This is a genomic window from Cycloclasticus zancles 78-ME (assembly GCF_000442595.1).
Taxonomy (GTDB): Bacteria; Pseudomonadota; Gammaproteobacteria; order Methylococcales; family Cycloclasticaceae; genus Cycloclasticus; species Cycloclasticus pugetii.
In genome coordinates this window covers 956,116-971,817 of the sequence record NC_021917.1, presented here as the reverse complement: position 1 = coordinate 971,817, position 15,702 = coordinate 956,116, and the positions used below count along the sequence as shown (strand labels likewise).

Annotated in this window: 12 protein-coding genes; 10 read left to right on the top strand and 2 right to left on the bottom strand. The window is 41.8% G+C overall.

Annotation, left to right across the window (positions count from 1 at the left end; translation table 11 throughout):
- Nucleotides 1-30: 30 nt before the first annotated feature.
- Genes CYCME_RS04795 through CYCME_RS04775 form a run of 5 tightly spaced genes read left to right on the top strand, consistent with a single transcriptional unit; the run spans nucleotide 31 to nucleotide 7,940 of the window.
- Nucleotides 31-1,410, top strand: a complete 1,380-nt coding sequence (locus CYCME_RS04795; RefSeq protein WP_041932901.1) for a TolC family protein — start codon at nucleotides 31-33, stop codon at nucleotides 1,408-1,410.
- The gene (locus CYCME_RS04790; RefSeq protein ID WP_020932280.1) at nucleotides 1,400-2,719 is read left to right on the top strand and encodes an efflux RND transporter periplasmic adaptor subunit; all 1,320 of its coding nucleotides are present in this window, start codon (nucleotides 1,400-1,402) and stop codon (nucleotides 2,717-2,719) included. The genes CYCME_RS04795 and CYCME_RS04790 overlap by 11 nt, the downstream gene beginning before the upstream one ends.
- On the top strand, nucleotides 2,712-5,873 hold the full coding sequence (locus CYCME_RS04785) for an efflux RND transporter permease subunit (protein ID WP_020932279.1): 3,162 nt from the start codon (nucleotides 2,712-2,714) through the stop codon (nucleotides 5,871-5,873). The genes CYCME_RS04790 and CYCME_RS04785 overlap by 8 nt, the downstream gene beginning before the upstream one ends.
- 26 nt (nucleotides 5,874-5,899) lie before the next feature.
- The gene (locus CYCME_RS04780; RefSeq protein WP_041932900.1) at nucleotides 5,900-6,637 is read left to right on the top strand and encodes a response regulator transcription factor; all 738 of its coding nucleotides are present in this window, start codon (nucleotides 5,900-5,902) and stop codon (nucleotides 6,635-6,637) included.
- Nucleotide 6,638: 1 nt separating this feature from the next.
- Nucleotides 6,639-7,940 (top strand): sensor histidine kinase, encoded by a 1,302-nt coding sequence (locus CYCME_RS04775; RefSeq protein ID WP_020932277.1) that lies wholly within the window; start codon nucleotides 6,639-6,641, stop codon nucleotides 7,938-7,940.
- Between the two features lie 69 nt (nucleotides 7,941-8,009).
- Here CYCME_RS04775 and CYCME_RS04770 read toward each other — a convergent pair whose 3' ends face one another.
- Nucleotides 8,010-9,389, bottom strand: coding sequence for a phosphomannomutase/phosphoglucomutase (locus tag CYCME_RS04770; protein WP_020932276.1), 1,380 nt, complete (start codon nucleotides 9,387-9,389; stop codon nucleotides 8,010-8,012).
- Between the two features lie 321 nt (nucleotides 9,390-9,710).
- Here CYCME_RS04770 and CYCME_RS04765 point away from each other — a divergent pair, with 321 nt between their 5' ends.
- Together CYCME_RS04765 and dmpG are read left to right on the top strand one after the other, a co-directional pair.
- Nucleotides 9,711-10,628 carry an acetaldehyde dehydrogenase (acetylating) gene (locus tag CYCME_RS04765; RefSeq protein ID WP_269465065.1) on the top strand — a complete coding sequence of 306 codons (918 nt, stop codon included), beginning with the start codon at nucleotides 9,711-9,713 and terminating at the stop codon, nucleotides 10,626-10,628.
- A complete protein-coding gene (gene dmpG / locus CYCME_RS04760; RefSeq protein ID WP_020932274.1) occupies nucleotides 10,628-11,698 on the top strand; it encodes a 4-hydroxy-2-oxovalerate aldolase in 1,071 nt (356 codons plus the stop codon). Before CYCME_RS04765 ends, dmpG begins: the two co-directional genes overlap by 1 nt.
- A 90-nt stretch (nucleotides 11,699-11,788) precedes the next feature.
- Here dmpG and CYCME_RS04755 read toward each other — a convergent pair whose 3' ends face one another.
- A complete protein-coding gene (locus CYCME_RS04755; protein WP_020932273.1) occupies nucleotides 11,789-12,376 on the bottom strand; it encodes a hypothetical protein in 588 nt (195 codons plus the stop codon).
- Between the two features lie 240 nt (nucleotides 12,377-12,616).
- On the opposite strand from CYCME_RS04755, the gene CYCME_RS04750 reads away from it, so the two are divergent.
- The 3 genes from CYCME_RS04750 to ylqF are packed head-to-tail and all read left to right on the top strand — an operon-like array spanning nucleotide 12,617 to nucleotide 15,573.
- Nucleotides 12,617-14,401, top strand: coding sequence for a DEAD/DEAH box helicase (locus tag CYCME_RS04750; protein ID WP_015006300.1), 1,785 nt, complete (start codon nucleotides 12,617-12,619; stop codon nucleotides 14,399-14,401).
- Nucleotides 14,402-14,409: 8 nt separating this feature from the next.
- Nucleotides 14,410-14,616 (top strand): SlyX family protein, encoded by a 207-nt coding sequence (locus tag CYCME_RS04745; protein ID WP_015006301.1) that lies wholly within the window; start codon nucleotides 14,410-14,412, stop codon nucleotides 14,614-14,616.
- A gap of 36 nt (nucleotides 14,617-14,652) precedes the next feature.
- The gene (ylqF, locus tag CYCME_RS04740) at nucleotides 14,653-15,573 is read left to right on the top strand and encodes a ribosome biogenesis GTPase YlqF (protein WP_020932272.1); all 921 of its coding nucleotides are present in this window, start codon (nucleotides 14,653-14,655) and stop codon (nucleotides 15,571-15,573) included.
- Nucleotides 15,574-15,702 lie beyond the last annotated feature (129 nt).

Below are 15,702 nucleotides of genomic sequence, written 5' to 3'. Positions count from 1 at the left end.
ACAAAACTTTAAAACATGGGAGTGTTTTATATGAATAAAGTGATTCAATCGCTCAGCCTATTCGCAGTGTCTTTGGTATTAAATGCATGTGCGAACTTAGGTAATAAACAGCTTAGCGAATCGGCTCTGAATACAACGGGGCAAATGGTGACATGGCAAGCACAGGATGCTACTGCCGAAGATGTCAGCCAATTAACAGACCTAGTCGATATTCAGGCAATACCAAACCTTACGAATTTTATTCAAGAGGCATTAAACAATAATGCCAATTTACAACAAACATTAATGACGTTACGAACGGCTCAGGTTGCTATCGATGTCGCAGAAGCAGACCAAAATGTTAATTTAAGTGCTGGAAGCAGTGCTAGCAAAGCAAAGAATGAGAATTCTGGCTATAGCAACAACCTTAATATCAGCTGGGAGCTGGACTTATGGCAAAAGATCAGTAATGGTGTCAGCGCTGCTAACTTTCAGGCAGCAAGTGCTGAAGCTGCTTACCAATCAGCTCGCGACAGCTTGGTGGCCAATGTTTTACGTGAATATATTAATATTTTAAGCCAGCAACAGTTCTTGAATATAGAACGCGCTCGGCTAACAGTATTTGAAAATAATGAAACGGTTATTTTAAACCGTTACCGCACCGGCTTGGGCTCATTAGATGATTTGGATACGGCCAGAACAAGCAGTGCCACCATACAGGCAACACTTGCTCAATATGAATATAACTTAGCAACGGCTAGGCGTACACTTGCGGTGTTGTTAGGTCGACAAGATCAAAGCCTAACCGAGCTAGATCAATCCTTTAGTTTTCCTGATGTACTGCTCCCTTTAGCGAACCTACCTAAGCAAAATCTATCGCGTAGACCAGATTTACAAGCGGCTTATTACACACTCAAAGCGTCTGAATTTGAGGTTGATGTTGCTTATAAAGCTTTATTGCCCAGTATTAACCTTTCAGCTGCATTAAGCGATAGTGCTAGTTCTGCTACTGACGCCTTATTTACTAATCCATTATGGAGTTTACTTGGGCAGATGACGGCGCCGTTGTTTCAAGGTGGAGCACTACGCGCGCAGGTGGAAATAGAAAAACTAGCCTCTGTGAACGCTTGGTGGCTATATCAAGAGTCGCTATTAAACGCGGTACAAGAAACACAAAACGCACTAGACAATGAACGGGCATTAACTGACAGAAAAAAATATACCAGCATGGCCATTGATAATGCCGAACGAAGCGTTAAAACCATTGAAGGCCAATATCGTCAAGGACTGGCCAATATTCTTGATTTAGTGTCGGTGTACAACAGCCGATTCGACTTACAAAGCCAGCTCATTCAGCTGCAAGCATCACAACTTCAAAATCGTATTAACTTAGGCCTAGCACTAGGCCTTGGAGTGCCCTATGAAAAATAAAAAACTTTTTGTCAGTTTAATTGCACTAGCAACTATTGTTATCGCCATCACTTATACCCTGATGAATATGGACGCTGGAAAAGCAAACAAGCCTCGGGGCAATCAGCCGGCAAATAAGGACAATAGCCGTGTTGAAGTTGATAGAAGCACAACTTCTGCCAAGCCGCCGCGAAACCTGCCAGCGCAAACCGAAAAGGCTCGCAATAACAACGCTAGCGAAACCGAAGCTGATGCAACTAAAAGAAACAGTGATAATTCTCAAGCGCAAGTTGGTGTTTATAAAGTGTCTGCCGCTAGCTATCATGCCGTTGTAAAAGGCTATGGCGAAGTTCAACCCGTTGACAGCTTAAGCTTAATCGCTCAAGTAAATGGACAAATCGATAAAATAGCCGCTAACTTTAAAACCGGTGCTTTAATAAAAGCAGGTGAAACACTGGCGTTTATTAACAAGACGCCCTACTTAAAAGCCTTAGCAAGCGCTCAGTCAGACTATCAAGCAGCCATTGTATCGTTGGAAGAAGAGCGTTTACTAGGCATACAAGCACGTGATGAATGGAATCGTTCAGGTCTAGATGGTGACCCTGCGTCAGACCTGGTTTTAAGAGCACCACAATTAAAAGCTGCTCAGGCGGCATTAGAAAAAGCTCGGCAAACCGTGGCATCGGCAACACGTGATGTAGCGTTAACTGAGGTCACAGCACCCTTTGATGCACTGGTTATTAGCCGAGAGGTATCACCCGGTAGTTATATTCAAACTGGAGGGGCTGTCGCAAAACTATATTCTGTCGATAGTGCCGAAATAGCCATTGGTTTATCACCTAGTCAATGGACATTGCTACCCAGTTATACCTCGCAAGCTGAACTAGACTGGCCAGTTACCTTGTTGGATGCTTCAACAAATATTCAGTGGCAGGCCAATGTATCTCGTGTAGAACTTCATCAAGATATGACCACCCGACAACGAAATGCGATTGTTAGTTTAAACAAACCACTTACCCAACAACCCCCACTCCTTTTGGGTAGTTTTGTTAGTGCTCAAATACAAGGCATTAAATTAGATAATATTTGGAAAATACCCGCTTCAGCTGTCTCTCAAAAACAAGAAGTCTGGTTTATTTCACCGAACAACAACACCTTGCAAAAATTTACCCCAAACGTGTTATTTGAAAATAAAGGTTTTGCATTTATCAGCCCATACCAACAACTTAAAAATGCGCTCATCGTTTCTCGGCCCTTAAACAGCTATTTGGCCAACACTCGGGTGCAGGCTGTTATTGAAGCAACGACTGGAGAATCAAATAATGACTGAGCACAAGGGCATTATTGCTTGGTTTACTCAAAACCCTGTTGCAGCCAATTTACTGATGGTTAGTTTAATCATTCTTGGTTTAGTCTCCATGAATGACATTCGAAAAGAAGCCTTTCCGAGTATGGAGCCTCGCTTTATTACCATCTCTATGGTCTACGATAGTGGTGATGCAGAACAAGCAGAAGAAGGCATTGCAATAAAAATTGAAAATGCCCTAGAAGCCCTCCTAGGTATCAAACGGATTACTTCAACGTCTCTTGCCAACGGATCAACGGTACAAGTTGAAAAAGAAACCGAATATGACCTCGATGTGCTTTTTACTGACATTAAGGCCGAAGTAGACAGTATTTATAATTTTCCATCCGATGCAGAAAAACCTGTTATAGAGAAAGCCCGCCGGCAACAACACGCCATCTGGGTGCAACTTTATGGTGATGTAGACCACAGCACTTTGCAATATTTAGGTGAACAACTTGAACGTGACTTACTTGCAAAGTCTGACATCAGAGACGTAAATGCCAGTATCTTTATTGACCCCATGATCTCTGTTGAAATCGACGAAGCCAAATTACAGGCTTACGGTTTATCCCTTTCTTCGGTGTCGGAGGTTATTAACCAAGAGTCTAATACCGCCCTAACCACCAGCTTGCGCAACAAAGAAAAAGTCATTCGCTTAAAAGCATCAGAACAAGCCTACTACGCGAAAGACTTTGCTGATATTCCACTGATTACCCATTCAAATGGCGTGGTACTGACGGTTGGCGATATAGCCAAAGTGACTGATATATTCGCCGATGACAGCTACAAACTATCGCGTTACAACGGCAAAAATGGTTATGGCATTCAAGTGATGATGGATGAATACGGTGACATCACCAGCATGGTAAAACAAGCCCATGAAGTGGTTGAAGCCTGGCATCAAAAAGGCTTACTACCTGAAGACGTTGAACTGGAAACTTGGTACGACAAAAGCATCATGATCACCGAGCGTTTAAGCCTGCTAACCAATAATGCTTTAATGGGAGTAGCGCTGGTTTTTATAACCCTCGCGTTATTCCTAAATTTACGTGTCGCTTTTTGGGTTGCAGCCGGTTTGCCGTTCATCTTCTTCGGCACCCTGTATTTCATGACCGGCAACTACACCGACATGACATTAAATGAAATGACCACCTTTGGCTTTATTATGGCATTAGGTATTGTGGTGGATGATGCAGTTGTTATAGGCGAAAGTGTTTACTCTACGAGAAAACAGCATGGCGATACCTTGGATAACACCATATTAGGCACCCATAAAGTTGCTATACCAACGTTATTTGGTGTGTTAACAACGGTCGCCACGTTTCTTGCCTTATCTAATGTGTCGGGTGGTTTAGGTACCTTGTATTCACAATTCGGCACGGTTGTTACCCTGTGTTTATTGTTATCGGTGGTTGAGTCAAAACTAATTTTACCGGCGCATTTAGCCCATTTACCCACCAAACAGCAAACAAGAACCGGCTTAGCAGGCATCTGGAATAAAATACAAACAGCCGCTGACAATGGCTTGCAGTGGTTTAACTATCGAGTATACAAACGACTGCTTAAGCTTACTATTGCGTATCGTTATGCGGCCATTATGTTTTTTATTGCTGTTTTTATCATTGTTATCAGCTTGCCGCTTACCGGTGCGGTACGTGTTAGCTTCTTCCCCAGCATGCAAGGTGATACCGTCACAGCCAATATGGCTTTGCACAGTGACGCGAGTTTTGGTCAAAATGAAAAAAACCTATTAACGCTTGAGCAAGCAGTATTGGAAGCTGACAAACAATTATTACAAGAAAAGAATAAATCAGGAACCGGCATTGGTAGTTTGCAAATATTGGCAAATGGCGACCAAAGTGGCAGCCTCACTATTTCGCTAGATGAAGCCAAGCCCTATTCTTTAGATGAGCTATCCGCACGCTGGAATCAACTAGCAGGAAATTTAGAAGGCGTAAAAAGTTTAAAAATTCGCTCTCGTCGTGAAATGGTCGAAGGCTTTAAAGTTGAGCTTAAAAGCATTAATGAAGATACCTTGACGGCGGTGAACAACGCCTTCATAGAAAAGCTATCTGAAATCGATGGCGTGTATGCCATCGAAAGCTCTTTGACACCAGGCGAAGCGATGATGCGTTTTGAGCTAACGCCACAAGGACGCGCCATGGGGATGGATACCAGAAGCCTATCTCAACAGTTGCTTAAAGCATTTGGCGGTGAAGTTGTTCAACGTTACCTGCGTGATAAAAATGAAGTTAAAGTGAGAGTGCGTTACCCAGCAAAAGACCGAATGAATCCCTCCGATGTATTAACAACGCAAGTACGGTTGACCGATGGCACGGTTGTTCCTTTAAGTGTTGTTGCCAGCATTATTCCCGATGTACAACAAAAACAGGTGGTGCGTATTAACGGGCTACGAGCACTCACTGTAAGCGCATCGGTTGACGGCGATCTGATTACTTCTACTGAACTGGTCAACCACCTAAACGAAAGTTTTGCTCCTCAGCTGGAACGACAATACCAGGATTTATCCCTGTATTTTGCCGGAGAAGCCGAAGAGCAAGCCGAAACACAAAGCTCAATGCAAAGCGTATTTATTCTCGCGTTATTGTCTATTTTTGCGCTGTTAGCTATTCCATTAAAATCATATGTGCAGCCATTAATTATAATGACAGCCATCCCTTTCGGAATAGTCGGCGCCATTATTGGGCATTGGTCTAACGGGCTTATGTTGAGCTTATTATCACTCAATGGCGTCTTGGCGCTAAGCGGTGTCGTGGTGAATGATAGTTTATTACTGGTTTCGCGTTTTAATACCTTACGTCAAGAAGGTTTAGCGATAGAAGCCGCTGTTATCGAAGCGTGCACAAGTCGTTTGCGCGCTGTACTGCTCACCTCTATCACCACATTTGCAGGCTTATACCCAATATTAGGCGAAACATCGATGCAGGCACAATTTTTAATCCCGGCGGCAGCATCACTGGGTTATGGTATTTTATTTGCTACGGTAATCACGCTTTTATTAACCCCCGCTTTATTGTTAATTTACGATGACATCTCTGGCGTCTTTAACCGTGCGTTATCGAGCCAGCCGTTTAGCAAAATGAAGCAGCCAACTACAGAAAACAAGCATAGCTAAAACGATCAATGCACACTGGAGAGCAGATGATACGAGTATTATTGGTAGAAGATAATTTAGGCCTTGCAGGCAATATTATTGACTATTTAGAGCTGGAGGACATGGCCTGCGATCATGTCGCTAACGGTATTGCCGCTTTGAACTTAATGGATGCACAAAGATTCGACGTTATCATCCTTGATATCAACCTGCCAAAAATGGATGGGTTTCGTGTCTGCGAACATGTAAGAAATCAAGGTGATGATACCCCTATCATTATGCTAACTGCCAGAGACAAGCTAGAAAGTAAACTAGAAGGCTTTCAAATGGGTGCTGATGATTACTTAGTAAAACCTTTTGAGATGGCTGAGTTAGTCGCCCGCGTGATCACACTGTCGACACGACGTTCTGGACAAATAAGAAAACTCCAATTTGGTAATGTTTCTTTAGATCTAAAAGCACAAATAGCCTCTGTTAACGAGGGTCCTTTAAAGCTCAGCCCAACCACCTTTAAAATCCTTCAAGTACTACTTCGTGAACAAGGTAATGCCGTCAGTCGCCAGCGCCTTATCGACGCCGTTTGGAAAGATGAAGCGCCTGAAAGTAATACCTTAAAAGTGCATATTCATAACCTACGAAAATTGCTGGCTCAAGGCGACTCTAATATAGAAGTAAAAGCACTTCCAAACGCTGGTTTTTGTGTTGCTTTAACAAGCACCCCGCCCTCAAAGGTTGCAGACGATAATGACATTGAGCAAACCGATAACAAGCAGGAGCGCAGATAGTATGGTGAATGATTTACGACTTAGTTTACGCCGTTATATTTTGTGGTCATTATTTAGCCTTGCAGCCATTTTGATCATTCTTTTTTCAATTCAAAACAGTGATAGTTTTTTTGATGGCATGGACGGCATGCTAAAAAGAACCATGATTCGTGTTGCTGAAAGAGCTGAATTAGATACCAGCGGTAGTGCAAAAATTCTTGATTTTTACATTTCAGATCAATACAACGAGTTACCTGAAAAAATTCGCTCAAGCTTTAAACCCACCGACTTTCAGCCATACGTATTGTTAAAAAACATTAACAAACCAAATTGGTTTAAAAGACCGGAATCTGCACAGTTTGCTTTGCTGGCACGCTTACCAAATGGCGATATTCGCTATGTATCACAAGCTTTTGAGGCCCCACCCACTCGTCAAACCAGACCTTTTCATATCAATCGCATTATCTATAACATACTGCTTGGTCTGATTGCTCTGGCTTCTTTTGCGCTTGCTTTGCAGTTTCTTATGCGCAGCGTCACAAAGCCAGTAGAAAAGCTTCAACAGTGGGCCGCTAAGCTAGATGAGAAACAACTCGATTCACCCATTCCTTCATTTAAATACAAAGAACTAGATGCCCTTGCACATATTATTCATAACAGTTTGCAAGATGTTCGCACGGCGTTATATCGCGAAAGAGAGTTTGTTAACCATGCCAGCCATGAATTACGCACCCCTATTGCCGTTATTCGCAGCAGCAGTGAACTTTTGCAAAGAGTCGTCGCTGCCGATAATATTAAAGGCAATAATGCCATTGCTCGCATTGATCACGCCTCAAAAACGATGGCTGACGTAACCGAAACACTGTTATGGCTTGGAAGGGATACTCATGAAACCCTGCCGCTAAACGCCATCAATATTAAGACAATGATTGAACAGATCAGTGAAAATTTAATGTACTTGCTGTCAGGTAAAGAAGTCATCGTTAACTGTCATTTAGAAAACTGTGAGCTAATTTTACCTAAAACAGCGACTGAAATAATGATAGGGAATGTTATCCGTAATGCATACCAACATACTTATTGTGGCTCGGTAAAGATAAACCTTAATAGTCAAATACTTACTGTTATAAATAAAGAAAAAAGTAGCCCACGTGCACCCAACTATATTGAAAAAGAAAACCTAGATGATGGCTATGGTATAGGCATTAAGCTAATCGATAAATTAGCTACAAAATTGGGCTGGTCTTATCATCATCAGGTGTTGAATAACGGTTATCAAGTGGTTCTTTCATTTTGCACAAGACAACAAGCTTCTGATCTTTAGGCCATGTAAGTACGAGATAGATTAGTTAACTAAAATAGCTTCTATTTTCATATACCCAGCCTTACACATTTAATCTGTGTCTGTTAGTATCTGTAATATTTTTTTTGTTTTTTCTTCCATTAAGGCTATATCTCCACGCGACTCAACATTTAAACGCACAACCGGTTCTGTGTTCGATTGCCTTAAGTTAAAACGCCAGTTATCAAACTCCAGGCCAATGCCATCTGTTTCATCTATTTTATTTGCTTGTGCCTTAAATGCTTCAAGAACACGCTTTATTGAAGCATCTGGGTCAATTAATTGACTATTGATTTCACCCGATGATGGAAATGCGGCTATTCTTTCTGCCACCAACTCTGAGAGTTTTTTATTTTTAGTGCTTAATAAGCCAATAATCAATAACCAAGGAATCATGCCGCTATCGCAATAAGCAAAGTCTTTAAAATAATGATGTGCACTCATTTCACCACCGTACACGGCATCTTCTTTTCGCATACGTTCTTTTATGAATGCATGCCCCGTTTTGCTCATAATAGCTTCACCACCTGAGGACTTAACTATATCAATGGTGTTCCAAGTCAGGCGTGGGTCATAAATTATTTTTTCACCTGGATTATTGACTAAAAAAGCCTCCGCCAACAAACCAACAATATAATAACCTTCAACAAACTCACCATTTTCATCAAACAAAAAACACCGATCAAAATCGCCATCCCATGCTATTCCTAAGTCTGCTCCGTGCGCCTTGACTTGATTAGCCGTTGCAGGACGGTTTTCAACCAATAAAGGGTTAGGAATTCCATTTGGAAACAGGCCATCAGGCTCGTGGTGAACCTTAATGAATTCAATTGGAATAGACGCCGCGTTAAAACGTTGCTCAAGAGCATCAATCACATGTCCAGCTGCTCCATTCCCCGCATTGACAACCAACTTTAGTGGCCTTAATTTTTCCGGCTGCACATAACTAAGCAAGTGATCAACATATGCATCCAGCGTAGAAATTTGCTCCGAACCACCTCTTAAAGCGTAATCAATAGCAGGAAAATCATTTTCTTCTGCCATTCGTTGAATTTCTTTTAAACCTGTATCACCACTGATCGGCTTTGAGTCCTCTCGCACCAATTTCATGCCATTATAATTAATAGGGTTATGGCTCGCTGTTACTTCAACACCACCATCAACTCCTAGATACTTTGTAGCAAAATAAACCTCTTCTGTACCCACCATACCGATGTCAACAACATTGACTCCCGCATCTTTCAACCCATTTGCAATGGCTTGTTTCAGCGCTGGGCTTGTCTCACGGATATCACCACCGATAACAATCTTCTTTGCTTTCAAGAACGCACCAAATGCTCTGCCAATTCTATAAGCAATTTCTTCGTTAAGCTCTACGCCAAGTTGACCTCGAATATCGTAGGCTTTAAAACACGTTAATTTACTCGTCATTACATTTTCTTTTTATTAAAATTAAAATTACAACGTCGCTTTCTCTTATAGCATAAGTATATGCCATACACCTTTTATACCTAGTAGGCGTTAAGACATCTAAAATGGAAATAGACCAAAGAGTATTTAGTTAGATTAATACTTTATGGGAATTTTCTTGTGACTACAGTGCCCCATAAGCCTTTTTAAAAGGGTAGTTTTTTCGTAATTCAAATAGTATCATTAGTTGATGGTTATTCGGTAGTTGTTACTAACCTCAATTTAATACGACCAATCTACCCTCCTTACTAACTCTCCACTATTTAATTTAACTAAAGGACAATCATGGAAAAAATCAAGTGCGCATTGATTGGATCTGGCAATATTGGCACAGATCTTATCTATAAAATTCAAAGAAGCCCTTACCTTGAACCTGTTTGGATGGTAGGTATTGATCCAGAGTCTGAAGGTTTGCTCCGCGCTAAAAATATGGGCCTCAAGGTAACCTCTGATGGTGTCGATGGTTTATTACCTCATGTGCTTGAAGACAATATTCAAATAGCCTTTGATGCAACCAGTGCCTATGTTCACGCTGAAAACAGCCGTAAACTTAATGAGCTTGGCGTGTTAATGATTGATTTAACACCAGCCGCTATTGGCCCCTTATGTGTCCCACCCGTTAACTTAAGCCAGCATACTGAAAAACTTGAAATGAACGTAAATATGATTTCATGTGCAGGGCAAGCCACTATTCCTATTATCAGCGCGGTATCAGGCATTCAATCTGTTGAGTATGCAGAGATTGTGGCCAGCCTTGCTTCAAAGTCTGTTGGCATTGGTACTCGTGAAAACCTTGACGAGTTCACTTATACAACCTCCAGTGCTATTGAAACGGTTGGCGGTGCTCGTAAAGGCAAGGCCTTAGCGATCATTAACCCTGCTGAACCCCCACTTATTATGCGTAATACTATTTACTGTATTACCGATGATAAACCACAGGAAGACAAGATCGTTGAGTCCATCCTAAATATGATTGAAGAAGTTAAAAAGTACGTCCCAGGCTACAAGCTTATTAATGGGCCTATTTTTGATGGCAATAAAATTTCTGTGTTTATGGAAGTTGAAGGGCTTGGTGACTATTTACCCAAATACGCTGGCAACCTTGATGTAATGACTGCTGCTGCCACTAGAACGGCAGAGATGTTCGCGGAAGAAATTCAAAATGGAACAATAACTCTTAAACCTGTGGAGGCTGCGTAATGTCAGAGTCAACAACCGAAAAACTAAGCTCATTAGATGGCCGCAAAGTTATTTTACATGACATGTGCCTGCGTGATGGCATGCATGCCAAGGGTGAACAAATTTCTGTTGAAGAAATGGTTCGCGTTGCAACCGCATTAGATGATGCAAACGTTCCATACATTCAAGTCACACATGGTGCAGGGCTGGGTGGTAATTCATTGCAGCATGGCTTTTCAATGGCCACTAATGAAGAATACATTTCTGCCGTCGCCCCTTTAATGAAGCAAGCTATTGTGTCGGTTTTGCTGATTCCTGGAATGGGCACGATGAAGGAACTTCAATCCGCTTATGATGCAGGTGCACGTAGTGTTCATGTCGCCACGCATTGCACGGAAGCAAACACATCACCTCAACACATCGCTTTTGCTCGCAAATTGGGCATGGATACTACCGGCTTTTTAATGATGGCCCATTTAAATACTGCTAAAGGCCTTGCCGAACAAGCCGCACTGATGGAGTCTTACGGCGCACAAACTGTTTACCTAACCGACTCGGCTGGTTATATGTTGCCTGAAGATGTTACCCGCTGTATTTCAGCCTTACGCGATACGTTAAAGCCTGAGACAGAAATCGGCTTTCATGGTCATCACAACCTTGGAATGGGCATTGCAAACTCTATTGCAGCTATTGAAGCAGGCGCTAGCCGAATTGATGGTTCAGCAGCTGGTTTGGGTGCTGGCGCAGGCAATACACCATTAGAAGTTTTTGCCGCTGTGTGTGAGCGCATGGGCATCGAAACAGGTATTGATCTATTTAAGCTCATGGATCTGTCAGAGAATATTATTCTGCCATTAATGGATCATGTTATTCGTGTTGATAGAGAGTCATTAACCTTAGGCTACGCCGGTGTTTATTCAACTTTCTTATTACATGCTAAACGTGCTTCTGAACGATTTGGTATTCCGGCTCGCGATATTCTCGTTGAACTGGGCAGAAAGAAAATGATTGCAGGCCAAGAAGATATGATTGTTGATACGGCGATGACAATGGCTAAACAACGAGGCATAGAAATTACTACCAGCGTGTAAGAAACAACGCTAGGAACAGTATAAAAAAAGCCTTGCCATTAAAATGGCAAGGCTTTTTTATTAGTTAATATAAAACTAAATTTAAAATACTTAAACGCCTAAAGCATCTCTGGCCAACGAACTGCCCGACCCTTGCAATGGCCCTAATGGGTTTTTGCGTGACTTTTCAGAATCTAGAAACGGCACGCCACTCCAAATTTTATAAACAGCTACGCCATTATCTAACACAATCAGCGCATCAAAACGCCAACCCGTTTCTATTGTTTTACGCTTAAAGCCCAACAAATCATTAAACACGCTACCCACGCGTTTTCTTTTAATAATACCCGGATGCGCCTCATAGGCAATACAGGCCTCTTGCTTCATCAAACAATTTCTAACACTTACTGGTAGGTGCTCCAATTTAACAGAATTAGTTGGCATAAATTTTTGCAGAATATCTAAGTACGACAGTATTTTTACGTTTGGTGTTGAGTAAGGATTAAAGCCCAATTGCTGTAACTCTTCGATTGTTGTTTGGTTAAGAATAATTTTATCGTATGCAGACATGGCCTGTTTGAAGCTATTCCAAGGCGATTTAGTCACATCTTCTGTTCTAGGAAGCGGGCTGCCGCAGGCTGTTAGGAAGAAAAAAACCAATAAACAAAGCAATAAACGATGCTCTCTCCCATTTTTCATTTTGCTAACCCTTTTTTTATTTGAATTTTATTAACTGCTTACCTTAAAGAATAGCTGATTCTTATTAATTTGCGCATCCTTTAAGCGCTTAATTCATCAACAAAATGGGTGATTACCGCTCTTGTTCGGTTAATCTCCAATTTTTAAACATAAAAGTTTATAATAACCACTTTATCTCTGATAGAAGGTTTAGATGAATGCAATCTAACACCCCGACTATCCCAATTGAAGGCTCTAAAAATGACATCCCAACCTACCTTAGGCTTCGCTGACTTAGCGTTGTCTACTCCTGTAATGGACGCTCTAAAACGCATCGGTTACGAACAACCCTCTCCTATTCAAGCTGAAGCAATACCACATTTGCTAGATGGCCATGATTTAATTGGTACAGCACAAACGGGTACTGGTAAAACAGCCGCATTTGCTTTACCCCTTTTATCAAAAATTGACTTAACAGTCAGCGGCCCGCAAGTATTAGTGCTAGCACCCACACGTGAACTAGCCATTCAAGTTGCTGAGGCATTTAAAACCTATGCTAGCTCAATGAAGGGCTTCAATGTGTTGCCAATTTATGGCGGCCAAGCGATGGATACCCAATTAAGGCAACTGCGCCGTGGCGTACACGTTGTTGTTGGTACACCAGGCCGTGTAATGGATCATTTACGCCGTAAGACGTTAAAACTAGATAACCTAAAAACCATCGTCTTAGATGAGGGCGATGAAATGCTAAGAATGGGTTTTATTGAAGATGTAGAGTGGATTTTAGAACAAACACCAGAGCAGCGACAGGTTGCCCTATTCTCTGCAACCATGCCTGCCCCCATTCGACGTGTTGCCGACAAATATCTAAGCTCACCAAAAGTCGTTAAGATTATTTCTAAAACATCAACCGTTGAACGCATTGAGCAACGTTTTTGGATGGTTAGCGGCTTACATAAACTAGATGCTTTAACGCGAATCCTTGAGGTTGAAGACTTTGACGGCATTATTATGTTTGTCCGCACAAAAGCATTGACCGTAGAGTTAGCTGAAAAACTCGAAGCCCGTGGCTATTCCGCCTCGGCTATTAATGGTGATATGACCCAAGCGCTTCGTGAACGAACCATTGGTCAATTGAAAAAAGGTCAAATTGACATTCTGGTTGCCACCGATGTCGCGGCCCGCGGCATCGATGTTGCCCGTATCAGCCATGTTGTGAACTATGACATCCCTTATGATACAGAAGCCTATGTTCACCGTATTGGGCGTACTGGTCGCGCAGGTAGAACAGGCAAGGCGATTTTATTTGTTGCACCACGCGAACGTCGCCTACTACGTGCTATTGAAAACGCTACCCGTCAGCCAATCAAACCCATGGAGTTACCAACTCGCCAACAAGTTAATGAAAAACGAGCTAACGACTTTAAAGCAACACTGACACAAGTGATGTCGAATAAGAAATTAGATTTTTTCCACCAGCTTATTCAGTCCTATATAGAAGAACACGATGCTGACCCGATTCAACTAGCAGGGGCATTGGCCTATTTGGCTCAAAAAGACAAACCATTGATGCTTGAGGAGTCCTCTAAAAAATCATCAGCCAAAGAAGGGAAAAGCCCTCGTCAAGACGCCTCAATTAAAGGCGAAAGAAGAAGCAAATCATTGCGCCCAGATAAAGATGATTTACCCAAAAGTAAACGTGGCAACCCCAAAGTGCCGATGGACAACTACCGCATTGAAGTTGGAAAAAACCACAATGTTATGCCGGGTGATATTGTGGGCGCCATTGCCAACGAAGCAGATGTTGAACCAAGGCACATCGGCCATATAGAGCTCAATGAAGACCACAGTTATATTGAATTGCCCGTTGGCATGCCAAAAATTGTTTTTCAAAGCCTGAAAAAAATTCGCGTTCGAAATCAGCCGCTTAATATCGAGCGAACCGATCATGTAGCAAAGCCTGCCGCAACCTCGGCGAAACCCGCTAAAGGTAAGAAAAAAACGTACACTAAAAAACCTAAAAAGAAAAAAACCAAGTCGTTTTAAACTTAAGTATGGACGAAAGAATTACAGAGCTTGAAATAAAAGTGGCATATCAAGAAGACACGATCCAACAATTGGATCGTGTTCTTTGTCAGCAGCAAGATCAAATAGACTCGCTCAAAAAACAAATCAAAGAGCTAACAAACCGCTCTCAAGACACATCCACGGACACGAAAAGCCTATTTTCCGCCTTGGATGAAGTTCCGCCACATTATTAGAAACAACCGATACTCAACTAACAGATAAACCTAATCATGAGCATAAACTGGTATCCAGGGCATATGCATAAAGCCCAAAAGGAGATTAAACAGCGCCTCCCCGAGGTGGATATGTTTATTGAAGTATTAGACGCAAGGATTCCATACAGCAGCGAAAACCCCATGCTGGCTAGTATTCGTGCTGATAAGCCTTGTATTAAAATTCTAAACAAAACGGATTTAGCTCAAGCTGATAAAACAAAAGCTTGGCAGGAATACTTAGAACGCAACAAAAACACAAAGACACTGGCATTAAACTTAAATCAACCGAATAAAAGTGAACAAATATTCTCACTTTGCCAAAAACTAGTGCCAAACAAAGGTACAAAGATATCCCCTATTACCTGCCTTATTACAGGTATTCCTAATGTTGGAAAATCTACATTAATCAACACATTAGCAGGAAGAACCTTTGCCAAAACGGGCAATGAACCCGCCGTCACTCAAACACAACAACGGATTGACCTAGGCAATAATATAATCTTATTTGACACACCCGGCCTACTTTGGCCAAAAGTAGAAAACGAAGACAGCGGCTATCGTTTAGCCATCACAGGGGCCATCAAAGATACGGCTATTGAATATGATGATATCGCTTATTATGCCGCTGAGTATTTTCTAAAAGAACACTCCGATGCCTTAATGGAACGCTACTCGCTAGATGAGCCACCAAAAAATGAAACTGCCCTACTTGAATCCATCGGTAAAAAAAGGGGGGCTTTAGTCTCTGGAGGTCGTGTCAACCTCAATAAGGCTTCTGCTATTTTTATTCATGATTATCGAAGTGGAACCTTAGGCAACATCACACTTGAAACACCAAAAATGATTGAGCTTGAGATCGCTAAAACTGAAAAAATACTAGCCGAAAAAGCTGCACTAAAAGCCGCTCGAAAAAAGAATTGGAAAAATAAAAAATAATAGCTGATCTTAGTTTCATCTAATAACGCTTGTTAGATCAGTGCGCATGTTTTTCATTTCTTGCAGTTACCCCATATCCACCTATTTATAATGCCCTTTCAATGGCCGTTTGCGCCTATTACACAGGCT